This is a genomic window from Microbacterium sp. MYb72, from assembly GCF_002979415.1.
GTDB lineage: Bacteria > Actinomycetota > Actinomycetes > Actinomycetales > Microbacteriaceae > Microbacterium > Microbacterium natoriense.
Genome location: NZ_PCOT01000027.1, coordinates 17,493 through 40,999 on the forward strand (window position 1 = coordinate 17,493; position 23,507 = coordinate 40,999).

The 23,507-nt window shown below is 69.4% G+C and carries 20 protein-coding genes; 6 read left to right on the top strand and 14 right to left on the bottom strand.

The genetic code is table 11. The features are described from left to right. Positions 1–3 precede the first annotated feature (3 nt). Positions 4–1,278, bottom strand: a complete 1,275-nt coding sequence (locus CQ047_RS14310) for an extracellular solute-binding protein (RefSeq protein ID WP_105676379.1) — start codon at positions 1,276–1,278, stop codon at positions 4–6. 158 nt (positions 1,279–1,436) lie between these two features. Between CQ047_RS14310 and CQ047_RS14315 the strand changes: the two genes are divergently transcribed. Next, the gene (locus CQ047_RS14315; protein WP_105676380.1) at positions 1,437–2,723 is read left to right on the top strand and encodes a glycosyl hydrolase; all 1,287 of its coding nucleotides are present in this window, start codon (positions 1,437–1,439) and stop codon (positions 2,721–2,723) included. 57 nt (positions 2,724–2,780) lie between these two features. Here the strand turns inward: CQ047_RS14315 and CQ047_RS14320 are convergent, their stop codons facing one another. Next, on the bottom strand, positions 2,781–3,803 hold the full coding sequence (locus CQ047_RS14320; RefSeq protein WP_105676382.1) for a LacI family DNA-binding transcriptional regulator: 1,023 nt from the start codon (positions 3,801–3,803) through the stop codon (positions 2,781–2,783). Between the two features lie 141 nt (positions 3,804–3,944). Here CQ047_RS14320 and CQ047_RS18925 point away from each other — a divergent pair, with 141 nt between their 5' ends. After that, complete coding sequence (locus CQ047_RS18925; protein ID WP_181155954.1) at positions 3,945–5,210, top strand: endo-beta-N-acetylglucosaminidase family protein; 1,266 nt, start codon at positions 3,945–3,947, stop codon at positions 5,208–5,210. Between the two features lie 74 nt (positions 5,211–5,284). On the opposite strand, the gene CQ047_RS14330 is transcribed toward CQ047_RS18925, so the two are convergent. The 4 genes from CQ047_RS14330 to CQ047_RS14345 all read right to left on the bottom strand — a co-directional run bounded on the left by CQ047_RS14330 (position 5,285) and on the right by CQ047_RS14345 (position 12,067). After that, positions 5,285–6,922 carry a fucose isomerase gene (locus tag CQ047_RS14330; RefSeq protein WP_105676383.1) on the bottom strand — a complete coding sequence of 546 codons (1,638 nt, stop codon included), beginning with the start codon at positions 6,920–6,922 and terminating at the stop codon, positions 5,285–5,287. After that, on the bottom strand, positions 6,919–9,471 hold the full coding sequence (locus tag CQ047_RS14335; RefSeq protein WP_105676384.1) for a GH116 family glycosyl-hydrolase: 2,553 nt from the start codon (positions 9,469–9,471) through the stop codon (positions 6,919–6,921). The genes CQ047_RS14330 and CQ047_RS14335 overlap by 4 nt, the downstream gene beginning before the upstream one ends. Next, a complete protein-coding gene (locus tag CQ047_RS14340; RefSeq protein ID WP_105676419.1) occupies positions 9,468–10,973 on the bottom strand; it encodes an FGGY-family carbohydrate kinase in 1,506 nt (501 codons plus the stop codon). Before CQ047_RS14340 ends, CQ047_RS14335 begins: the two co-directional genes overlap by 4 nt. 107 nt (positions 10,974–11,080) lie before the next feature. After that, complete coding sequence (locus CQ047_RS14345; RefSeq protein ID WP_105676385.1) at positions 11,081–12,067, bottom strand: LacI family DNA-binding transcriptional regulator; 987 nt, start codon at positions 12,065–12,067, stop codon at positions 11,081–11,083. A 105-nt stretch (positions 12,068–12,172) separates the two neighbouring features. Here CQ047_RS14345 and CQ047_RS14350 point away from each other — a divergent pair, with 105 nt between their 5' ends. Together CQ047_RS14350 and CQ047_RS14355 are read left to right on the top strand one after the other, a co-directional pair. Beyond that, positions 12,173–13,306, top strand: a complete 1,134-nt coding sequence (locus tag CQ047_RS14350) for a glycoside hydrolase family 172 protein (RefSeq protein ID WP_105676386.1) — start codon at positions 12,173–12,175, stop codon at positions 13,304–13,306. Positions 13,307–13,316: 10 nt separating this feature from the next. Further along, entirely contained in the window at positions 13,317–13,904 is a 588-nt protein-coding gene (locus CQ047_RS14355) for a hypothetical protein (RefSeq protein ID WP_105676388.1), read from the top strand. Between the two features lie 149 nt (positions 13,905–14,053). Here CQ047_RS14355 and CQ047_RS14360 read toward each other — a convergent pair whose 3' ends face one another. From CQ047_RS14360 to CQ047_RS14390, 7 genes are all read right to left on the bottom strand, one after another. Beyond that, positions 14,054–14,494, bottom strand: a complete 441-nt coding sequence (locus CQ047_RS14360) for a DoxX family protein (protein WP_105676389.1) — start codon at positions 14,492–14,494, stop codon at positions 14,054–14,056. Positions 14,495–14,654: 160 nt separating this feature from the next. Continuing rightward, positions 14,655–15,380 carry a phosphotransferase gene (locus CQ047_RS14365; protein WP_105676390.1) on the bottom strand — a complete coding sequence of 242 codons (726 nt, stop codon included), beginning with the start codon at positions 15,378–15,380 and terminating at the stop codon, positions 14,655–14,657. Positions 15,381–15,432: 52 nt separating this feature from the next. Next, on the bottom strand, positions 15,433–16,533 hold the full coding sequence (locus CQ047_RS14370) for a DUF4185 domain-containing protein (protein WP_105676391.1): 1,101 nt from the start codon (positions 16,531–16,533) through the stop codon (positions 15,433–15,435). Positions 16,534–16,565: 32 nt separating this feature from the next. Next, positions 16,566–17,459, bottom strand: a complete 894-nt coding sequence (locus tag CQ047_RS14375; RefSeq protein ID WP_105676393.1) for a carbohydrate ABC transporter permease — start codon at positions 17,457–17,459, stop codon at positions 16,566–16,568. Continuing rightward, positions 17,459–18,385, bottom strand: coding sequence for a carbohydrate ABC transporter permease (locus CQ047_RS14380; protein ID WP_105676394.1), 927 nt, complete (start codon positions 18,383–18,385; stop codon positions 17,459–17,461). Before CQ047_RS14380 ends, CQ047_RS14375 begins: the two co-directional genes overlap by 1 nt. Positions 18,386–18,459: 74 nt before the next feature. Further along, positions 18,460–19,824, bottom strand: coding sequence for an extracellular solute-binding protein (locus CQ047_RS14385; RefSeq protein WP_105676395.1), 1,365 nt, complete (start codon positions 19,822–19,824; stop codon positions 18,460–18,462). Positions 19,825–19,976: 152 nt separating this feature from the next. Next, positions 19,977–21,122, bottom strand: coding sequence for a DUF4185 domain-containing protein (locus tag CQ047_RS14390; protein ID WP_105676396.1), 1,146 nt, complete (start codon positions 21,120–21,122; stop codon positions 19,977–19,979). Between the two features lie 73 nt (positions 21,123–21,195). Here CQ047_RS14390 and CQ047_RS14395 point away from each other — a divergent pair, with 73 nt between their 5' ends. After that, complete coding sequence (locus CQ047_RS14395) at positions 21,196–22,131, top strand: hypothetical protein (RefSeq protein WP_258132685.1); 936 nt, start codon at positions 21,196–21,198, stop codon at positions 22,129–22,131. A 69-nt stretch (positions 22,132–22,200) separates the two neighbouring features. Here CQ047_RS14395 and CQ047_RS14400 read toward each other — a convergent pair whose 3' ends face one another. Continuing rightward, positions 22,201–22,620 carry a hypothetical protein gene (locus tag CQ047_RS14400; protein ID WP_105676398.1) on the bottom strand — a complete coding sequence of 140 codons (420 nt, stop codon included), beginning with the start codon at positions 22,618–22,620 and terminating at the stop codon, positions 22,201–22,203. A gap of 246 nt (positions 22,621–22,866) precedes the next feature. Between CQ047_RS14400 and CQ047_RS14405 the strand changes: the two genes are divergently transcribed. Further along, positions 22,867–23,505, top strand: a complete 639-nt coding sequence (locus CQ047_RS14405) for a Pr6Pr family membrane protein (protein ID WP_181155955.1) — start codon at positions 22,867–22,869, stop codon at positions 23,503–23,505. Positions 23,506–23,507: the final 2 nt, after the last annotated feature.

Consider the following 23,507-nt stretch of genomic DNA (forward strand, 5'->3'; position numbering starts at 1 on the left):
CGTTCAGCCGACGAGGTTCTGCTGGGCGTACTCCACAGCCTTGTCGAGCGCCTCCTGGCCGGAGATCTCGCCGGTGATGGCGAGGGCGATCTGCTGCTTGGCGTAGGTCTCCATCGCCTCGGTGTACTGCGGGGCGCCGGTCTGCTTCGCGTCGGCCATCTGCGCGGCGGCGAGCGTCGTCGCCGTGCCCTGCAGCTCGTTCACCGGAGCCTCGGCGAACACGGACGGGTCGGCGTTCGCCGCGATCGTCCCGGGGAAGAAGCCCGCGGCGAGCTTCACGAACGCGATCTGGTTCTCCGTGTTCGTGACGAACTCGGCGAAGGCCAGGGCCGTGGCGGAGTTCTTCGAGTTCTTCGAGACGCTGATGCCCTGCACGAACAGCGGCGGGTTGCCGAAGCCGTTGGTCACATCGACGTCGGGGAGCAGGTTCGGCGCGTTGACCGCGACGTCCTTGTCGATGTAGTTCGGGCCGGCCGTGGTCCAGGCGACGCCGCCGGTGTTGAAGATGTTGATGTTCGAGTTCGCCGTTCCCGCGCCCTGCAGAGCCTCGGCCGTGATGGCGCCCGCCTTGTAGAGCTCGGCGTAGCGGTCGACGATCTTCGCGGCCTCGGGGGTGTTGAAGACGAACTCGCCGTCCTTGAAGATGTCGGGCGAGGCGCCGACGATCTGCAGCGTCTTCGGGCTGGGCACGGAGGAGAACATCGGCACGCCGGCAGCGGCGAGCTTCTCGGCGGCATCCAGGGTCTCGTCGAAGTCCTTCGGCGCCTCGGTCACGCCGCCCTTGGCGAGCAGCGCCTTGTTCCAGTAGTTCAGTTCGGTCCCGAGGTACCACGGGAAGGCGAACGAGCCCTCGACGCCGTCGTACTGGTAGGCCGCGACGCCGCCGGCGACGTAGTCGTCGATGACCTTCGATGCGCCGCCGAGGTCGAGCAGCTGATCGGCGGATGCCAGCGAGTACGCGTACTCCGGCGGCAGGTTGATCACGTCGGGCAGCTCGCCGGACTCGGCCTGCTGCAGGATCTTGTCCTCGTACCCGTCGCCGGGCTGGTCGATCCATTTCACCTTCGTGCCGGGGTGCTCCTTCTCGAACGCCGCGACGACGCCCTCGAAGTACGGCGTGAACTTGTCGTTCTTGAGAGACCAGGTCTGGAAGGTGATCTCCCCGCCGATCTCGCCGTCGCCACCCGACGGGGTGGAGGCGCCGCCGCCGGTGCATCCGGCGAGGACGAGGGATGCCGCGACCGCGAGGCCCGCGACTGCTGTGGAACGGTGCTTCATGGACTTCTCCTTCGAAGTGGCCAGGCTGGCGCGTCTCGCTCGAGTCGCTGTCACAACCCGTACTAAAACGGTATAGTGACCTTAGCATGCCACACCGTCGCCATGACGGTCCAGCCACGGGATGCTTCGTGTCAGCGTCGATTCTCGAAAGGACAGCGATGCCCAGTCTCGTCGCCCCGCTGCGCTTCGGCGCCAACTACACCCCGCGTTCGCAGTGGATGCACTCCTGGATGTCGCTCGACCTCGACGAGGTCCGCCGCGACTTCGAGGCGCTGGCCGGACTCGGGCTCGACCACGTGCGGATCTTCCCGCTGTGGACGCAGCTCCAGCCCAACCGCACCCTGATCCGCAGCGACGCGATCGACGACGTGCGCGCCGTGGTGGAGATGGCCGGGGAGTTCGGGCTCGACGCGAGCGTCGACGTCATCCAGGGGCACCTGTCGAGCTTCGACTTCATCCCCTCGTGGCTGTTCACCTGGCACGACAAGAACATGTTCACGCACCCCGACGCGCTGAGCGGCCAGGCCGAGCTCGTCACCCGGCTGGGCGCGAACCTCAGCGAGGCGGGCAACTTCCTCGGCTTCACGCTGGGCAACGAGACCAACCAGTTCTCCGCGGAGACGCACCCGTCGCCGTGGCCGGTGACCGAAGCCGAGGCCGCGCACTGGATCACCACTCTCCTCGACGCCGCCCGCGCCGCGGCCCCCGCGCAGCAGCACGTGCACAGCGAGTACGACGCCGCCTGGTACATGGACGGCCACGGCTTCACCCCGCGGCTCGCATCGCGGCTCGGCGACATCACGACCGTGCACTCCTGGATCTTCAACGGCACGGCGCAGCGCTACGGCGGCCGATCCACGGCATCCGACCGCCACGCCGAGTACATGATCGAGCTGGCCCGCGGCTTCGCCACCGACCCCGCGCGGCCCATCTGGCTGCAGGAGGTCGGCGCCCCCTCCAACTGCCTCACTCCGGAGCAGACGCCCGGATTCCTCGAGGCGACGCTGCGCTCGGCCGCCCGCACCGAGAACCTGTGGGGCGTGACGTGGTGGTGCTCCCACGACGTCAGCCGCAGCCTCGCCGACTTCCCCGAGCTGGAGTACACGCTCGGGCTGATCGATCAGGACGGATCGGCCAAGCCCATCGGCCGCCGCTTCGCCGACCTCATCCCCGAACTGCGCGAGCGTCAGGACGCTCCGGCACGAACACTCGGCATCGTCGTCGAGGTCGATGAGGACGAGACCCCCGTCAGCCGCGCGGCCCTGGGTCCCGGCGGCGCGGTGTTCCAGGCCTGGGTCGACGCGTGCGAGTCGGGCGTCGACCCCGCGTTCGTGACGTCGGCGGATGCCGAGAAGCCCGAGGTCCTCGCGACGCGAGGGATCACCGAGCTCGTGCGCCCCGGAGTCGGCGGCCCCGCGTACGCCTCGCAGAACACGGTCGTCTGACCGCACCGCATCCGCCGCCGCGCCGTTCCGGCCCGTTCCGTCCCGAAGGGGAAGCCGCTAGCGCGGGGCGCTCGTGCTCTCGCGCACGGTGAGCACGGGCAGCGCGCCCACCCGGTCGGGCAGCACGTCCGGCACCTCGATCTGCTCGAGGAGGAAGGCCGCGGCATCCGCTCCGAGGCCGAAGGTGTCGCGCGTGACGCAGGTGATCGAGGGGTGCATGAGCCCTGCGACGACCGAATCGTCGAAGGAGGCGATCGAGAGGTCGCCCGGCACCGAGACGCCCATCTCCTGCGCGATGCGGAGTCCGGCGATGGCCATCACGTCGTTGTCGAACACGACGGCGGTGGGTCGATCGCGGCGGCTCAGCACACGGCGCATGGTGGCGGATGCCGCGAGCGGCGAGAAGTCCGTCGTGATCACCTCTCCCGTCACGCCGCGGGCGGCGAGACCGGCCAGCACGTCGATGCGCAGCCGCGTGTGCTGGAACTCCTCGGGACCGGCGACGTAGACGATCGAGCGGTGTCCCAGCGCCGACAGGTAGTCGAAGAGCGAGTGGGCCACCTGGCTGTCGTCGAGCCAGATGGATGCCGGCTGCCCCTCCTCGGAGGAACGGCTGCCGATCACGACGGCGGGCATGTCCAGCTCGGGGAGCACGGCGAGGCGCGGGTCGTCGTCGCGCGGATCGATCACGATCACGCCGTCGACCTGATTGGCGCTGCGCCAGCGGCGGTAGGTCGCCACCTCCTCCTCGATCGAGGAGACGAGCACCATCTGCATGGCGATGCGGTGGGCGGCGAGGGCCGACTGGGCGCCGGCGATGAGGTCGGTGAAGAAGGCCTCGTTGCCGAGCGTGTCGGCTGGACGGTTCACCGCGAAGCCGATGACCCCCGCGCGGGCTCCGACCAGCGCCCTGGCGGCGGAGCTGGGCTGCCACTGGTGCTCCTCGGCGATGTCGAGGATGCGCTGGCGCGTCTGCTCGCTCACTCCGGGGCGCCCGTTCAGCGCGAAGGACACCGCGCCGGGAGAGACCCCGGCCAGACGGGCGATGTCCGTGATGGTCACGCGCTTGGCTTTGGACATTCCACAACTGTAGCGATCAAGGCCGATCGTGAAATTGGACTGGGCACAACAGTTGCGCTCTGCTACGGTGCCACTAAAGCGCTTAAGTAGCGGCGGCCGACTCGCCGCTCTTGAGCACCCCACCCCTCGAAGGAGAGAGCAATGAAGCGAACGACGGCGCTCGCACTGAGCGCACTGCTGACCGGACTCGCGGCCTTCGCCGCGCAGCCCGCCGTCGCCGACACGACCGCAGCTCCGGCGGCATCCTCCGCCTCCAGCACCGTGCAGTGCGAGAGCACTCCGCAGACCATGGCGTACTACCGCACCTGGCGCGACGTCACGGTGCCGCAGAGCGCGAACTCGAACCTGCCGGACCCGAACGTCACGCGCATGACCGACCTGCCGTCCGAGATCGACGTCGCGATGGTGTTCGACGCCGGCGCCACCGCTGGCACCGACTACTGGCCGACGCTCCGCGACACCTACGTGCCCACGCTGCACGCGCGCGGGACGAAGGTCGTCTACACGCTGTGGATCGACCGGCTCGCCAAGGCCGAAATCCCCCTGACCGACGCCGCCTACGCCGCCTACGCGCAGGAGCTCGTCGACACCTACGTCACGCCGTACGGGCTCGACGGCATCGACATCGACGTCGAGTCCTACCCCCAGGGCGACGAGCTCACCCGCGCGATCGGCGTGTTCAGAGCCCTCGGCGAGCTCATCGGGCCGAAGTCCGGCACCGACCGGATCTTCATCTACGACACCAACCAGGACGGAGACACCGCACTGTTCGAGGCGGTCTCCGACACCGTCTCCTACGTGCTGCTGCAGGCGTACGGGCGCGGCACGGGCGGCATGCAGGCGACGTGGGAGACGTTCGCCGACGACATCGCGCCGTGCCGCTTCCTCCCCGGCTTCTCCTTCTACGAGGAGCAGGACCGCACCCACTGGGGCGACGCCGAGGGCATCTACGACCCGGCCACGGCGCCGTCGTCGACCGCCTACCAGTACGCCATCTGGCAGCCGGAGGAAGGCGCGAAGGGCGGCTTCTTCGCCTACGCCGTCGATCGTGACGGCAAGGTGTTCGGCGACAACAGCATCACGAAGACCGACTTCACGTGGATGACGAGCCTCTCCGCCGTGCAGGACGAGGCCGCGGGAGTCACCCCGCAGCCGCCGGCCGCGCCGACCGCCGCGCTCGACCGCGACCGCATCACGATCCGCGGCACCGGCGTCGCCGGCGCCGAGGTCACGGCGCTCACGAGCGGCCCGGGGCGCACGGCATCACCCGCGACCGCGTCTGTCGCCGCCGACGGCACCTGGGCGCTGGTCCTCGACCGCAAGCTGACGCGGCCGCAGTCCGTCGCCGTGACGCAGAGCGTGAAGGGCACGGCATCCGACCCCGTGACGGTGCTCTTCCGTCGCTGACGATCACGTGAGGGGCCGGTGAGTGCGGGGTCGAGAGACCCGTATGCCGCACTCACCGGCCCCTCACTGCTGCGTCAGAGCGACGTCACGTCCCCCACGAGGTTGACGCGGATGCCCATGCCCGCGAACATCGCGGCCTTCGCGACCAGCGCCCGATCGGCGGTCTCGGCGTCGGGGGCGTAGACGAGCTGCGCGTGGTTGGCCTTGTGACGCGCCATGAACTGATCGCGCGTCTGCCCGTGCAGCACGACGTGCGCGATCGGCCACTCGGGGTTGGTGGCCTCCTTGCGGCGCCGGGTCTCCTCCTCCGGCAGCTCCACGACGGATGCGCGGAAGATGTCGGCCTGCAGCACCCCGTCGGCGATGAACACGCGCGACAGCACGATCTCGCCCGGCTTCGAGACGCCGTTGATCGTCGCCCCTCCCGCCGGGAAGAACACGTGACCCTGGCGCCAGCCCTCGGCGTTCTGCCACCCGCCCAGGTGCGAGGCCGGCACCGAGCCCGAGATCTCGTACACCCACACGAACTCGCCGTCGTAGTCCTCACCCCAGCGCACGTCGTGCAGGGTGTTGTCCGGCACCAGCCCCATCGCTCGCCACACGCGATCGGTGACCAGCGCGTCGACCGCGACGCCCTCGTCGGCCTCGTTGAAGTGCGGGAAGGCCCGCCCCTCGTGCAGCACGCGCGAGCCGTCGCGCGAGGTCACGGGAGGGCGCTCGGTGGAGTTCAGGATGCCCTCGGCGAGGTCCGACGCGGGCACGAGGTCCTTGAGCCCCTGCTGGTACTGGATGCCGACGGCGTCGAGTCCGAAGTCGTCGGCGATGCGGAGGGCGGCGATGTACATCTTCATCTGCCACTGCACCTGCTCGCGGGTGAGCTCGGTCGCGGCATCCTCTCCGTACTTGAAGGTCATGCCGTGCGCGACGAGCCAGTCGTAGGCGGCATCCGCCTCCTGCTCCGTGACGTCGAGCATCTCGGCGTAGAGCGCGGACTGCGACAGGCGCTCCTTGTAGATGCCCGTGCCGTTGAGCAGCTCGTCGTCGAAGATGGCGTTGTACATGCCCATGCAGCCCTCGTCGAAGACGCCGATGATGGCCTTCTCCGCGCGCAGCTGAGCGGCGAGCGCCTCGCCGAGCCGCTTCTCCGGGCTGTCAGGGAGCTCGGGCAGGGGGCGCACGTGCGAGTCGTCGTGCGTGATGGCGCCGGTCTCGGTCCACTCCCTGATCGCGTCGGTGAACCAGGCGTCCGTGTAGTCGACCGACCACGTGGTGGCGTAGGGCTTGCCCATCTTGGTGAGTCCCGCGTTGAGACCGAGCAGGCCGACGAGCCCCGGCCAGTCGCCCGCGAAGTTCGCCACGGTGAGGATCGGCCCCTCGTGCGTGCGGAGGCCCGCGAGCACGTGGTGGGAGTACTGCCAGTTGGCGATGGCCACCACGAGCGGCGCGTCGACGGGGATGTCCCTGAAGACCTCCAGACCCATGCGCTGGCTGGAGATGAACCCGTGCCCGGTCGCCGGGTCGACGCCGAAGGGGCGGATGACGGTCCAGCCGAGGCCGTCGAGCACCCCCGTGACGCCCTCTTCGAGCTCGACCTGGGTGGGCCAGCCGGCGACGTTCGCCGACTCGCGGAGATCGCCGGAGGTGATGAGGTAGGCGGTCTTCGGGGCGGATGCCGGCCGGGTGACCGGCGTCGGCAGGGTGTAGGTGGTCATGATGCCTCCGGTGTCTGGATGGGGGTGGTGTGCGACTCCCCGGCTCGGAGTCGGATGCCGCGGTCGACGCTGCGGCCGTGCAGCCGCAGATCGTCGATGTCGAGGGATCCGCCGTCGAGGCGGAGGGTGAGGGCGTCTCCGTCGATCTCGACGCGGCCCCAGCCGTCGCCGGTCGTGAAGAGGCTGCGGAAGGGACCCTCGGTCGCCGGAGCGAAGGAGAGCACGCCGAGCGGGGCGTCCCACTGCGCTCCGCTCGCGCCGAGCAGCAGCGCCCAGGACGCGAGGGAGCGGGCGTAGTGGTTGCCGCACTCGATCTCGTTCCACGGGCTGCGGTGGGCTCCGTCGTAGCGCGAGCGCAGCGCCCGTTCGATGCGGAGGGCGTCGTCGTAGCGGCCGGCGAAGAGGAGGGATGCCGCGACCTGGTGCTCCACGCCCGTCCACACCTCGTCGGAGTAGACGAACGGGATCGCCGGCCGCCCGCCGCGCGGCCAGGACGCGAGGAGCAGTCCGCCCTCGTCGTTCAGGGCGTACACGCGCTGCGTGCTCTCGTGGGCGGAGAGGTCGTCGCGCAGGTTGTGGCGGGCGATCGCGGCGAGCGCGGAGTCGACGCGCTCCGCCGGGAGGAGGAGCCCGAGTCCGTTCACGAACGCGTGGAACTGACCGAGCAGCTGGTCGGACAGCACGCCGTCGCCGTACTGGTAGCGGTGGGCGTCGGCATCGTCGATGACCTGCCGGTAGTACTCGCCGTTCCACAGCGTCTCGTCCATCGCGGCGGCGACGTGGTCGGCTCGCGCGGTCCATGCGGCGGCGCGCTCGGCCTCGCCGAGGTGGGAGGCCATCCGCGCGCCCGCCCGCAGCGCGGCGAGGTACACGCCGTTCGCGAGCGGCTCCGCCCCGTGGAACTCGATGTCGTAGGTGTTGTGCATCTCGCCGTCGAGCAGGCCGTCGCCGTCTCTGTCCCACTCGCGGATCGCGTAGTCGAGGGTGCGGGATGCCGCGGGCCACAGCTCGCGGAGGAACCCCTCGTCACCGCTGAACCGCCACTCCCGGTGCAGGCGCAGCAGGGTGCCGAGCTGACCGTCGACGGCGGGACCCATGAACCAGGAGGGGCCTCCGAAGATGCGGTTGCTGCGGAACTTCTGCGCACCGGCGTCGTCGGTCTCGAGCAGGTACTCGACCCTACGGGCGCTGCGCTCCAGTGAGGGGAACAGCCACGCGAGGGTCTGGGCGTACGACCAGACGTGCGTGCAGGTGCCCTCGCACGAGCCGCCGTGGTCGAAGGACCCCTCCCACGCCGCGAAGACGGGCCCCTCCCCCAGCTCGGGGTTCGGGGACTCCAGCACGAATCCGGTCGTCGATCGCGCCGCGGCGATGTTCGCGCCGATCGCATCGACGAGGACCGGGTCGAGGGTGCCGCCGTAGAGCGCGTCGACGAAGGCATCCGTCGCGGACTCCAGCGCACCGAGGTTCTCGTGCAGGTGCGAGGCCGCGGCCCACGCGTCGGGCCAGAGCGTCGCATAGCGGTTGCGGACGATCTCGTCGCCGGGCGGATCCGCCAACACGATGTGCCCGTACCACCCGCGCCGCCGGTGGGGGAAGCTCCACGACAGGACGAACTCGAAGTCTCGGCTCTCCCCCGGGGCGAGGGTGTGCACGATGCCGAGGGAGCCGGTGCGGATGCGGGGCAGCTTGGCGAGCATCTCCTCCTCGGTCAGCGGCGGAGCGTCGGGGTCGGCGTCGAGCTCGGCGAACAGCCCGCGCGGGCGGTCCTCCAGGGTCAGCCGCGGTTCGGGGGCGAGCAGCCCGTCGTCGGTGAGGTCGTTCCAGAACAGCCGCGCGCCGTCTGGCCAGTAGCTGGTCACCCACTGCGGCTTCACCGTGGTGGCGGCATCCGTCGTGGTCAGGCTCAGCGTGCCGTACCCGGGGTCGTCTGCGGGGAGGTCGATGCCGAAGTCGAGGCCGCGCACTCCGCCCTCCTCGCGCCAGCGCACGGTCTGCGTCGCGCGCATGCCCCAGGGCGCATCGGGACCGGGCGCACCGCGGCCGGCGGTGTGCGAGACGCTGCCCACCACGGTCACGGCGACGGGCGCGAAGCCGGGGTTGCTCACGCGGTAGCGGAGGATCGCGGCGGGGATGCCGGAGGCGTCGGCGTCGAGGGGAACGAGCGGGGTGAAGGCGTGCAGGGAGACGTCGACCGGCAGCGTCGCGTCTTCGAAGTCGACGTCGACCACCGGGTACTCGCCGTGCAGCGTGGCCGCGTCCAGGCGGGGAAGGCCCGAGAGCCGGTCGAAGGCGTAGCCGGCGTCGGCGTCGTGGCGTCCTGTGAGCCGCGCCTCCAGCACGCGGGTCACCGCAGGGCCGCCCTCGGGGGCCGCGTGGATCGCGAAGAAGGAGTACGGGTTGTCGCGCCCCTTGTCCGGAAGGTTCTCGAACTCCCAGTCGCGCAGCTCTCCCCGGGCGCCGATCGAGACGTTGCCCGTGCCGATGCCTCCGAGGGGGAAGGCCGTGGCCTGTGAGGTGTGCGGGATGCCGCGGGCCCTGCGGGTCATGCGGATGCCTCTCTCTGGTCTGCGGCGAGCTCGTGCACGAGATCCTTGGAGGACTCGTACAGCCACCGGTAGCGGTCGAAGAGCTCGTCGTAGAGCGCTCGTACCTCAGGGGCCGGGCGGATGCTCTCGACGATCGGGTTCCAGTCGCGGATCTCCGCCGGCTCTCCCTCGGCGGTCGCGACCGCGGCGAGGAACGCGGCCCCGAAGCTGGCGCCGATGGTCTTCTCCGGCACCTCCTGCACGAGGCCGGTGACGTCGGACACGACCTGCAGCCACAGCCGCCCCTGCGTGCCTCCGCCCACCGCGACGATGCGGCGGATGTCGGCGCCGGCGGCGCGCATGGTCTCGACGTTGTGCCGCACCCCGAGGGCCGTGGCCTCGAGCGCCGCGCGATACAGATCCCCGCGGGTGTGCTCCAGCGCGAGCCCCGCGATGACACCGCGGGCGTCGGGGTCCTGGATCGGCGTCCGCTCCCCGGCGAAGTAGGGCAGCATGAGCAGCCCGCGCGCGCCGGGGCCGGAAACCTCGGCCTCGGCGAGCAGCTCCGGATAGTCGGCGCCGGTGAGGTCCTTCAGCCAGGCGGTGAGCGCCCCGGAGGTCGAGAGCCCGCCCGCGAGGTTGCGCGTGCCGGGGAAGGCCCCGGCTGTGGTCCACATCGAGGGGGTGCGGAGGGTCTGCTCCCCCGTCGCCACCGAGTTCGTGAAGACCATGAACATCGTCGTGCCGTACATGAGCATGAGGTCGCCGACCTCGTGCGCTCCGACGCTCACGGCCTCGGTCCACGCGTCGATGGTGCCGACGATGACGGGGACGCCCTCCGGGATGCCGGTGAGGGATGCCGCGTCGGCGGTGACCGCGCCGGCGATGTCGCCCGCCCAGCGCAGCTCAGGGGCCTCGATAGGGCCCGCGTACCGCTCCCACCACTCGTCGTGCCAGCGCCCCGCCTCGATGTCGTAGAGGGGCGACACCTGGCTCGCCGACTGGTGGTCGAGCACGTACTCCCCGGTGAGCCGCCTGGCGAGCCACGAGGCGGGCATGAACAGGCGACGCGCCCGCGCCCAGGCCTCAGGTTCGCGCTCGGCGATCCACGCGATCTTCGGGCCGCCCGCCTGCGAGGTGAGGAGGGCGCCGCCCACCCTGGCGATCTCCTCGGCGCCGAGCTCATCGGTCATCCGCTCGATCTGCTCACCGGCTCGGGTGTCCACGCCGTAGAGGATGGCGGGCCGCACGGGCTCGTCCTCCTCGTCTGCGAGCAGGATGCACGGCCCCATGCCGCTCACGCCGACGCCGACGATCTCGACTCCGGGGACGGCGGCGATCAGCTCACCGGCGAGGGAGACGAACTCCTCCCACCAGACGCGTCCGTCCATCTCGACCCAGCCGCTGTGCGGGCGGCTCACGTCGTGCGCCCTGCTCGCCGTGGCGAGGATCGCGCCGTCGGCATCCACGAGCACGCCCTTGCTGCTGGATGTGCCGATGTCCACCCCGAGGGTGCAGCGCATGGCGTCCTCCTTGAAACCGATGCCGCGAATCATGAAACCTGTGCGCCACTGTACGCGAAATCGATTTCAAGGCGCAAGCGCCTGAGGGAGCATCCGTCCGGATCGGCTCAGACGCGCAGGGCCGAGGCGGGCTGCACCTCGTTGCGGAGCACGATCGTGCGCGCCGGCTGGGTGTCGCCGCCGATGCGCTCGAGCAGCATTCGGGCCGCCGTGACGCCCATGTGGCGCGCGGGCAGCCGCACGACCGTCACCGCGGTCGGCGACAGCGTGGTGAAGGGCAGGGAGCCGATGACGGCGACGCCCACCTTGGGCGGGGTGAGCCCCCGCTCGGTGAGCACCTGGATCGCCCCCACCCCGATGAGGTTGTTTCCGGCGACGACAGCGTCGGGCGGTTCGGGCAGGGCCAGCAGCTCCTCCATCGCCGCGCGACCGCCGTCCACGCGGAAGGTCGCGAAGCGCGCCAGGGACTCGATGTCGGCATCCGGCTGTGCGGCCGACAGGGCGGAGCGCCACCCGGCCGCACGCTCGGCGGCGGTGTCGATGTGCTCGGGGCCGCCGATGTAGGCGATACGGCGGTATCCCGCGTTGATCAGGTCCTGTGTCGCCGAGGTGCCGGCGGCGCGGTTGGCCATGACGACCCCGTCGATGTCGTAGCTCGTGCTGCGGTCGACGGCCACCACCGGCCGCCCCGTCGCGAGGATCTCATCGAGGCTGGTGCCCTCGTCGGCGGTCGCGATGATGACGCCCGACATGTGCTCGGCGACCGCGATGCGCAGGTAGGTCGCCTCCTTCACGGTCTGCGAATCGGAGTTGCACAGCACGACGGAGTAGCCGGCCTCGGAGGCGACGTCCTCGACGCCGCGGGCCATCTCGGTGAAATAGGGGTTCTCGATGTCGGGGATGACGAGGGCGATGACCTCGGAGCTCTGGCGGCGGAGCGTGCGCGCGGTGCGGTTCGGCGTGAAGTTCAGCTTCGCCGCGGCATCCCGCACGGCGGCCACCTTCTCGTCGGAGACGCTCGTGCCGTTGAACACGCGCGAGACCGTCGCGGGAGAGACGCCCGCGAGCGCCGCGACGTCGTAGATCGTAGCCATGCCCACCCTCACTGCTGCCCCGACCCCGTCGGAGATGAAAGCAACAGTAGCGCGCAGGAGGGCGATCTATGGCGTTCAGGAGTGAAATCGATTACATTGGCGCTCATGACTTTCACACCCTCCGATCTGGCATCCCTCGCAGCGCTGCGCCCCGTGCAGACGCGGTCGATCTCGCCGGAGAACTTCGATGGATCCGCTGGGGGCGGGGGCCGGGCGACCGAGGGAACGGGGGCCTCGTGCGCCCGCGACCTCGGCCCCGGCTGGAAGATCTCGCCGAGCGTCGACGTGAAGGCGGGAGAGACCTTCGACCTCGCCCGCATCCAGGGAGCGGGCAAGATCACGCACATCTGGATCACCACCCACACCGACAACTGGCGCACGCTCCTGCTGCGCGCCTACTGGGACGGCGCAGACGAGCCGGCCGTCGAGGTCCCCTACGGCGACTTCTTCTGCAACGGCTGGGGCGTCTTCGCGCAGGTGAACTCGCAGGCCATCGCCGCGAACCCGCACGGCGGCTTCAACTCGTACTGGCCCATGCCGTTCCGCGACGGCGCGCGCCTCACGATCGAGAACACCTCGGACGTCGACGTGCGCATCTACTACCAGGTGACGTACGAGATCGGCGGCGACCACTCAAACGACGCGTACTTCCACGCGCAGTGGCGGCGCTCGAACCCGCTCGAGGACCTCACGCCCCACGTCATCCTGGAGGGCATCGAAGGCCGGGGTCAGTACGTCGGCACCTACATCGCCTGGGGCGTGAACTCCAACGGCTGGTGGGGCGAGGGCGAGATCAAGTTCTACCTCGATGACGACACCGAGTACCCCACCATCTGCGGAACCGGCACCGAGGACTACTTCGGCGGCGCGTGGAACTTCGACATCCCGGGCAAGGGATACACCGAGTTCTCCACGCCCTACCTCGGGATGCCGCAGGTCATCAAGCCCGATGGGCTGTACGTGAGTCAGCAGCGGTTCGGCATGTACCGCTGGCACCTGCTCGACCCGATCCACTTCGCCACCGGCATCCCGAAGGTCGACATCCAGGCGCTCGGATGGCGCAGCGGCTGGCGCTACCTGCCGCTCCGCGACGACATCGCCTCCACGGCGATGTTCTACCTCGACCGCCCCACGGCTCGTCGACCGAAGACTCCGACCGCAGACGACCTGGAGGTGCACCTAGGCACGGCCCCGGTGCCCGACATCGGGGCGACCCCGCCGCGCGAGCCGCGGGGCTGACGGAGGACGGATGCTGTTCTCTCTGACCGGTGCGAGCGGCGCGGGCAAGTCGACCGTGCTGGCGCACCTCGAGACCGTGGACTGGGGAGTCCCGGTCCGCTGCGTGGAGTTCGACTCGATCGGGGTTCCCGACGGGGCGGACACCGCGTGGCGGCACGGCGCCGTCGAGCACTGGGTTCAGCAGGCGCTGATCGCCCAGGCCGACGGCGCCCACGTGCTGTTGTGCGGCCAGGTGCCGATGGGCGAGCTCCTCGCCGCGCCCTCCGCCGATCAGCTCGACGGCATCCGCGTGTGCCTGCTCGACTGCTCCGCCGACGTGCGCACGGAGCGGCTGGTGCACCGCGGCGAGCATCTGGAGGCGATCGTGCACCACAACCGCTTCGGCGAGTGGTTCCGCGCGCACACCCTCGACCCCCGGCACGCCCCGGAGGTGATCCGCGTCACGAGCCCCCTGCCGATGCGGTGGGAGCGCTGGGCCGACCTGGAACCGGGAGACCCGCGCTGGTCGGCCGAGATCATCGACACGGAGGCGCTGACCCCGCAGGAGGTCGCGGCATCCGTCGAATCCTGGGTGCGCCGCGAGCTCACCGCACTCTGAGGATCTCCGCTCCCGTCGCGAAACCTCCCGGTATGGATGCCGATTTCCGGGATCTTCTGCGACGGGAGCGGCTATCGGGCCATCTCAGGATGCCGCGGCGTGTCCGCCGCGGCATCCGAAACCGTGCCCGGTGAGACGGGCGATCCTGCTCAGGCCAGCCAGGCGGGCGCGCGTCCGCGCAGGAACGCGCCGTCGAGGGAGAAGCGTCCGGCGCCGGTGAACGCCAGCGCGAGGGCCGCGACGCCGAGGACGGCGACGAACTCGTAGCCGCCTTCGCCGACCCAGAGGCCGGCCGGGAGGTGCACGGCGACGATCGCGACGAGCATGTCGATCGCCAGCAGGATGCCGACGGGACGCGTGAACAGCCCGAGGGCGAGCAGGATGCCGCCGATGAGCTCGACGAACGCGACGACGGGCGCCGCGATCTCGGGGAGCGGGACTCCCATGTCGGCGAAGCTGCCGATGGTCCCAGGAAGGGTGTACTCGAAGATCTTCTGCGCACCGTGGGCGGCGAAGATCAGACCGACCACGACGCGCAGGACGAGGAGTCCCAGCGAGGCGGAGGCGGAGGGGGCGGTGGTGTTCGTCATGAGGAGTTCTTCCTTCGTGGCAGGACACCCGCGCGCCAGGCGCGGAGCAGGGTCGTTCCCTGCCGACCACGCTAGGAAGCGGTTCTATCCGTCTCCTGTGCGTGTGACGTCCCGTTACCGCTCGCTCCATCGGCGCGCCCGCACGGCCCCCTCCACGTCGTCACGTCATCCACCTCGCCATGGCATCCCGGAGAACGGGGATCTGCTGCCCGTACAGGTCGCGCGCCTCGTGCGCCCACGAGCTCTGCCCTCCGTCCCGCTCGACCTGGCGAAGCTCATGGCAGATCGCCGTCGCCCAGTTCAGGATGCCGTCAGCCGTCATCGCCATCCGGGCGCCGAGGAAGATCGACCGCAACGACTCGGCCCCCCACCCGTTCACGAGCAGCGTCGCCCAGTCCAGGCCGTTCACGGCGCTCCGCCCCGACCACTCGAAGTCGATCACGCCGACGCCGTCCTCATCGACGATCACGTTCGACGGGATGAGGTCGCCGTGCTGGAATCGTCGGTCCGCGTGCCGTTCATGCTCGCCGAGGAGGTCGATCTCCGCTGTGCTGAGAAGGCCACGCTCGCGTCCCCAGCCGAGTCGACGGCGATAGTCGACCCGATGTCCGTCCACCGGCGACTCCCACCCGGCGGTGGAGAGCGCGAGGTCGAGGCACTGCTGCGCGGTCGCCGGCGACACGCCCCGATCGAGGGTCTTCCCCTCGCCGAGCACTGCACCGTCGAGGCGACGCAACACCATCCCCTCCGACCCCCAGGAGACGAGTCGCGGGGCCCGAAAGGGCGGGGGTACGACCTCCATGGCGAGATAGTGCAGCGCCTCGTTGACGGATCGCTCGCGAGAACGCCCCGTCTTGACGACGTCCTCTGCCGAACCACTGTCCATGGCTCCTCCTCGCCGCGCCGCCCGCTACACACCGCGCACCGCGCGGCGTCGCTCAGACGAGCCCCTGCACCCGGAACTGCTCGGAGTGGTAGACGCTGTTGTTGTCGGTGCGCCACTGGCTGACGCTGAGGTGGAGGTCGGACAGCGTCGACCCGGGGATGATGTATCCGCCGTAGAGCTGCGCCACGTGCGAGGCGTCCTCCTGGTTCCACTCCGACCCCGTGAGCAGGGTGGTCTTCGTGGCCGTGTAGAGGTTGTCGGTGGGCGTGTTCAGCACCATCGCGTCGATCCGATATGCGCCGGAGTTGAACCACGTGAGGATCCATTTGCCGCCGAGGGGCCGCAGGCACATCTCGCCGAACGTGCCGCCCAGCACCTCGGTGACCGGCTTGCCCCATCCCCACGAGCCGTTCGCGTACCCCCAGGGCTGGTAGGCCGACAGCGTGGTCATGTTGTTCGACGGGACCCGGTAGAGCACGATGCCCTTGTCGCGCTGGAAGCCGGTGCCGTAGATGTACACGTAGCCGTCGTTGCCCTCGCCCCACGTGATGCACTGGAACTTGCCACCGGCCATGTCCGCGGGGAACTGCAGCCCGGTGTGCTGCCAGGTCGCGCCGTTGTCGTCGGACTTCCACAGCTCCGTCCAGCGCACCGTGCCGAACTGCGGGCCGTTGACGATCGCGTGCAGGTACATCCGCGAGCCGATCGTGATGACGTCCGACGGGATGACGGTCGTGAAGTAGTTGTCGTGCGGGTAGTACCAGAGCTGCGGGGCCGTGCCCTGCGTGTTCGCGCCGGCACCCGCGCAGCCGTTGAACGTGACGCCGGAGACGAGGTTCGTGGTCGACGAGTACAGCGCCACCGGCGAGCGCCAGTTCGCGCCGCCGACGTGGTCGGCCCAGGTGTCGCCGAACATGAACAGCATCCGTCCGTCGGGCGTGCGCGCGGGGATGCCGAGATCCGTCGCCCCCACCCCGTACTGCAGGGGCGCCTGGGTTCCGGCCAGCACCTTGACCCTCGTCACGGTGAGACCGGCGGCGGATGCCGGTGGCGCGGGGGCCGTCGCGGCGATGAAGGCCGCGCCGATCACCGCTGCTCCCTGGATGAGTCCTCGGCGGCTGATGCCGCGCTCGTTCGTGCTCTCGGTCTCCATCGACCGCTCCTCTCGTCACCGCATGGGTACTGCTACTTGAGACCTGCCATCTTGATGTTGCCGATGATCTGCCGCTGGAAGATCAGGAAGAGGATGATGACCGGGGCCGCGGCCAGCACGGAGCCGGCCATGAGCAGTCCGAGCTCGGTGCTGCGCTCGGAGCGGAACGTCGCGAGGTACTGCTGCAGCACGAACTTCTCCGGCGAGGTGATCGTGAGGATCGGCCAGACGTACGAGTTCCAGTAGGCCAGGAAGGCGGTGATCCCCATCACGACGAAAGGCGGCTTGGAGAGCGGCAGGAAGATCCGCCAGAAGATGCCGAACCTGCCGCAGCCGTCGAGCATCGCCGCCTCTTCGAGGCTCTTCGGGATGTTCAGGTAGAACTGCCGGATGAAGAACACCATGCCCGCGCTCGCGAGCCCGGGGATGACGAGCACGGCGAGCGTGTCGAGCATCGCCAGCCGGGTGACGACGATGAAGCTGGTGAGCAGGATCGTCATGCCGGGGATGAACATGGTCGTGATGATGATCGCCCAGATCAGTCCCTTGAAGCGGAAGTCCAGCCGCGCGAAGGCGTACGCCGCGAGGGAGTTCACCGCGAGGCTGCCGACCGTGAACAGCACGGCCCCGAAGAACGTCCAGATCATCGTCCGGAGGAAGGTCGGGTCGGCGAGGATCTGCGCGTAGTTCTGCCACAGCCACACCTCGGGGAAGAACTGGAAGGGCGTCTCGACGACCTCGGTCTTCGACTTGAAGCCGGCGATCACCATCCAGGCGAGCGGGAACAGCGACGCGACCACGAACAGCGCGCCGACGATCACCTTGCCGAGGAGGACGAGCCATCCTCCGGCGCTGCGCGGCGTCCGCGTCGAGCGCGGCTCCTTGCCGGCGAGGACGATGCGGGTGGTCTCCTGCATGACGGCCATCAGTCCACCAGCCTCTCGGAGTTGACGAACTTGAACACGAGGGCGGAGATCGTCCCCAGCACGACGAACAGCAGCAGCGCTGCCGCGATCGAGTAGCCGACGTTCACGTCGTTGCGGAAGTGGTTGAAGATGAAGAGGTTCGGCAGCGTCGTCGAGTCGAGCGGTCCGCCCTGGGTCATGACGAGGGGCAGCTCGAACTGCTGGATCGCGGCGACGAAGCCGGTGATGAGCAGGTACAGCACGACGTTCTTCATCTGCGGGATCGTGATGTACGAGGTCTTCTGCCACCAGTTGGCGCCCTCCATCGCGGCCGCCTCGTAGTACTCGGCGGGGATGTCGACCATCGCGGCGACCATGATGAGGGAGGTGAGGCCCATGCCCAGCCAGATCGCGGGCACGGCCACGGCGATCAGCGCCCACTTCGGGTCGCCGATCCACGCGATCGGCTCTATGCCGAAGTTCCCGAGGAACGCGTTCAGGAGTCCGCCGGAGTAGTTGTAGATGAGCACGAAGATGATCGAGGCGATCACGGCGGAGATGATCGTCGGGATGTAGATGCTGACCTTCAGGATGCTCGCCGCCCGACGCGACACGGCGACCACGAGGCTCGCGAAGAAGAAGGCCAGCGCGAGCATCACCGGCACCGTGAGGAGCACGAACGCGAAGCCGCGTCCGATCGTGGCGAGGAACAGCGGATCCTTCAGGACGTTGGCGTAGTTGCGGATGCCGACGAACTCGGGATCCTTGTAGAAGCTCCAGTCCTGGAAGGACAGGTATCCGGCGTACACCGCCGGCCAGATGACGAAGATCCCCAGCAGCACCACGACCGGCAGCAGGAACCAGTAGGCGGTCCTGTTGTCGCGGTATCGATAGCGGTTCTTCCTGCGCCGGGTCTCCCGGCGCTCCTCCACAGCCTGGCTGGCCATATCCACCTCGTCGTGCTCTCGGGGCGTCGTCCCGCCCGGGGCCGCTGGGGCCCCGGGCGGTCACGCGGGCAGGGTCAGTTCTTCGGGGCCTTGTCCGGCAGCCCGTCGCGGTCGATCACGGTCTGGATCGCGGCGTTCGCGGTCTTGATCGCGTCGTCCACGGTGGCGGAGCCCTTCATGACCGACTCCATCGCGGTGCCGACGGCCAGGTTCACGTCCCACGGGTAGGTGGAGCCGGCGATGGCGTCAGGGGCGATCTCGTCGACGATGACCTTCGACCAGGGGGCCTTCGCGGCCTCCTCGCTCGCGGCGACGGCATCCTGCACCGACTGCCGCACGGGCACCTTGGTGAACTGCGTGTTCACGAAGAACGGCACGAGGTTGTCGGGGTCTCCGGCGATGGCCCATTCGAGGAACTTCCCGGCGGCATCCGCGTTCTTGGTCTTCGCGTCGACGACCCAGGTGAAGTTGCCCATGGTGGTGGCGGTGCGGCCGTCGGCGTCGGACGAGCTCGGGAAGCGGCCGACGCCGGTCTTGCCGAGCAGGTCGGCGTAGTCGGAGCCGATCTCCGACATCATCCACGAGCCGGAGACCTTGAAGGCGACCTTCTGCTGTCCGAAGTCCTCGCCGGCGACGTAGGCCGCGAGGGGCTGCTTGGGCATGTAGCCCTTGTCCCACAGCACCTTGTACTGCTCCATGAGGGCGCGGTAGCCCTTGTTGTCGATGTCGGGGGCCGACCAGTCATCGGTGAGCGCCAGGTGTCCGGCGAAGTTGTACTGCTGGCCGACCGTCGACCAGGCCATCGTCACGGCATCCTGCGCCGGGGAGATGCAGTACTGGCCGTCGCCGAGCGTGGGCTGGATCTTCGCGCAGGCGGCGAGGAGGTCGTCCCAGGTCTCGGGGGCCTTGCTCGAGTCGACGCCCGCGGCGTCGAGCATGTCGGTGTTCCAGAAGAGCACGGTCTGAGGCTCGAGGAGCAGCGGATACGCGTAGTGCTTGCCGTCGATCTCCGAGATGGAGGAGGCGATGTCGAGGATCTCGCCGATCGCGTCCTTCGAGACGATGGAGTCGAGCTCGTGCACGGAGCCCGCGTTCACGAGGTCGTGGAGGTTGGCGGAGCTGGTGTAGACGTCGGGCGCCTTGCCTGCGGCCTGCGCGGCCTTCATCTTCTGGTCCCAGGCGTCCGCCGGCACCTCGGTGTCGACGACCTTGATCTTGTCCTGCGAGGCGTTGAACTTCTTGACGATGTCGGCGTACCACTCGTTCTCCACGGGGGTGAACGTGCGGTGCCAGAACTGCACGGTGGTGACGCCGTTCTCGCCGCCGCCTCCCGCCGACTCCCCCGGCGTGCCCGAGCCGCAGGCGGCGAGCATCGAGCCGACCGTCAGCGCGCCGAGAGCGGCGATCGCCGTGCGGCGCGTGCGTGTGGTGATTCTCATGGGTTCCTCCTCAGGAACGGACTCCTCGTCGAGTCGCTGCTGTGTGCTCGGCTGCCGCCGAAGGGTTCCGGCCGCGCCGTCGATCTTCGGTGACCGGGTATGCGTCAGATTATGCGAAATCGATTTCATGCGCAAGGTCTCAGATGTGCTTCTCAGCCCTTCCGTTCGAGATCCGCCGAGAACCAGAACACGTTGTACGGTCCCCAGAGGGAGAGCGTGAAGTAGATCGTCCTGCCGTCGTCGCTCACGTAGCGCGGATTCAGGTAGGGCGAGTACAGCCCCGGGTAGTCCGCGCCCGGCACGAGTTCGATCGGGTCGCCCCACGGCCCCCACGGCGTGATCCCCTCGCGGATGTAGGCGTTCCCGGCATCCGAGTAGGTCATGATCCAGCGCTCCAGGTACGTCGACCACATCACGGAGAGCTCGCCGATCGTGCCCTCGACGATGGTCTCCGCGTCCGCGAGATCACTGCTCCAGCGCGGGGTCGCCCCGTCGGCGCCGGCGAAGTAGGAGTAGGCGGACTGGTCCTCGACCGCCTCCTCCGTCGCCCGGACGCGCATCAGCTGCACGCCGCCGAAGCGCCCCGAGGGGATCGACCAGAAGTAGATCCAGTCCTCGCCCCCTTCGCTCACGCGCGCCGTGGCGACCTGCACGAAGTTCGAGTCCCCCGGCCATTCGACACCCTCGACGGGCTGCCAGGTCGTGCCGTCGTCGCGCGACACGATCAGCGCCGAGCGGTTCGCATCCCAGGCGCCCGGCTCTCCCCAGAACCGCACGGACATGTACGACACGTAGATCGCATCGCCGACCGTGAAGCCGTATGTCGGGATCTTCGTCACCTCTCCCCCCGCCCCGTTGGCGTCGTGATCGCCCTCGATCAGCGCGGCGGCCAGGCCGACGTCATCCGTCACCCAGCCGTCGAACGAGATGCCGTCGGAGGGGTCGTCGTCGGTGCTCCAGGCCGCGACGTTCGACCGCCAGAAGCCGCCCTGCCCGCCGATCGACTCGGGATCGCGCTCCCCGAACGTGTCGCCGAATAGGAAGAGCGTGCGGTCGCCGACGTCGACCATGGATCCGAGATCGGTGCCGGCGACGGACACGGATGCCGTGTCGTTCATGGCATCGGGACCGGTGAGCTGCGCGATCTCGGTGAGGCCGGAGACGCCGTCGAGCACGAAGGGCCTGTCGGGGTTCGGGTCGACGCTCACTCCCGATCCCCCTGCACATCCGGCGAGAGCCAGAGCCAGGAGGACGGATGCGGCGACGGCGGTCCTGCGGGGTGCTGCGGTGACGGACATGATCCTCCTCGATCGGCGACGGTCATGGACCCGAATCTAGCGAAATCGATTTCAAGACACTAGGGTCTTCGGCATGTCCGATTCCATCTCGACCTTGTGGTTGCGCCCATCCGGCAGCGCCTCCTCCGAGCCCCGGTGGGGGCACCCGGACGGCCTCCAGATCGGCATCGCGCCGATCCCCGGGCCGCGCGGCCTCCTCCGCGTGTTCACCCCGTACCTCGATCACCCGCGCGAACGGCTGGTGAACTTCGTCGCCGTCGAGCCGATCGTGCAGGGCGGCTCGGAGCGCGGATTCTCCGAGCTGGAGGCGAGCAGCCTCGACCCCGGCCAGCGCGGCAAGAGGTTCTGGTCGGCTGACTCGTCCGACCTCGCCGAGCAGGTGTCAGACGCCCCGCCGGCCCGCGGCGTGATCGATGCCATCGACGGCGTCGAGACGCTGACCGTGTGGATCGGCGTCGAGCGCTTCGACAGCGGCGCCGACGTCAGAGTGCGGGTGCGGTTCCGGGCCGACCGACCGCACGAGGTCGAGCTCGCGGGGTTCGCGAACGCGGCATCCGCTCCGCTGTCGCACCTGATCCTCACCGCGACCATGGGCAACTGGGCGCGCCTGCGCCGCCTGCACCTCGCCGGGCGCGTGGTGACGCCCGCCGAGCTGTGGCCCGGATTCTCCGGCACCGGGTTCGCGGAGCACGCGCGCTTCCCTCTCGACGCCCTGACGCGCGACGGGGATGCCGCGATCGTGAGCGCCACCGGAGATGAAGACGACCCGTGGTCGGTCGAGTACTCCGCCGACACGGCCGAGCACTGGCGCTTCCTCGGACGGAAGGCGGTGCAGTCCTGGCGCGTCGACGACCCCCATCCGGCTCTCGAGGCGCTGGTCAACGCACGGTGGTCGTACTGGGCGAGCGCCTCACCCATCCCCGGCGGCCCCGCCTACGAGAACGTCGAAGTCGTGGAGCCGTTCCGGCAGGGCGCCGCGCTCCGGTTCTCGGTCGACCCCGTGGACTGATCCCCCGGGGTACAGAGAAAGGCGGCCTGCCCTCGAGATCGAGGACAGGCCGCCGCAGTCATGGGTGGCTCAGGAGCAGAGGTCCTGCAGCTTCGTCCCCGACTCCTGGATCGCGGTCGACGAGGCCGTGAGCTTCTCGGTCGCCTTCGCGGCGCTGGACGGGTCTTCTGCGACGTCCTTCATGAGGGTCGCCAGGTCGCTGTAGGCGTCGGTGAACTTGTCGAACACGGGCTTGACCTCCGTGTTGGTGACCTTGTCGGCGAGCTTCTGGAACTCCGCGTCGATGGTGGCCAGCGTCTCCGCAGCAGCCTTGGGGTCGCTCGCCGCCTCGGTCATGGCGCTCTGCGCCTTGCTCGTGATCGCCTCACCCTGATCGTTGATGAGCTTGCAGGCGTCGGCCACCGACTGGCCCCCTCCGGAGCATCCGGTCAGTCCCACGGCGATCGCGATCGCGGTGATGAAAAGCGCGCCCTTGCGTGCTGTACGCATAATGTCCTCCTCCAGTCACGCAGAAGGCTTCTCGCGCCCCCCGCTATGAAGAATCTATTGCATGTCGATGAATTCGAGAATCTGCGGACGCGGCACCACGAGCGGAGACCCCGCGTGCGGACCGTGCACGGCGGCCGGTCGGATGCGTGAGCCGAAGAGAGTGGTCACGCTGACCCGCGCCCTCAGCCCGACTCCGTAGACTCGCCGGATGGCGCGAACCCGCGCGGGGAAGGGGCAGAGGCGAAGGTGAGGGCACGAGCGGTCTTCGGCGTGCTGCGTCTCGCCGCGGCGGCCGCCTGCGTCATCGCCCTCGTGCACCGGCTGTTCTGGGGCCTCAGCTCGCGCACGATCGCCGGAGAGAACTTCTTCGCCTACCTCACCGTGCAGTCGAACTGCGCGCTCGTCGTGGTGCTCGTGATCGGCGGAGCACTCGCATTCCTCCGCGCGACGGACCCCCGCTGGTTCTCCGTCTGCCTGGCACTCGTGCTCACGTGGACGATCACCGCGGGCCTCGCGTTCGCGCTGATCGTGTGGCAGGCCGGCATCCGCGGCATCCGCGTGGACGTGCCGTGGTCCGACCAGCTGCTGCACTTCTGGCTCCCCGCGTGCACGGCGCTCGCCTGGGCGCTGACCCCGGGGCACCGTGAGGTGCCGTGGTGGGTCGTGCCCGCGTCGCTCGCGTTCCCCCTCGCATGGGGCGCCGTGACGCTGTGGCGCGGTCCCCTCGTCGGCTGGTACCCGTACTACTTCCTCGACCCGCGGCAGGTCTCGGGACCGCCGGAGTTCCTGCTCACCAGCGCCGTCGCGCTCGCCATCTTCGCGCTGGTCGCGACGGCGATCGTGCTCATCAGCCGGACGCGGCGGGGGCGCACCGACGCCGCGTGAAC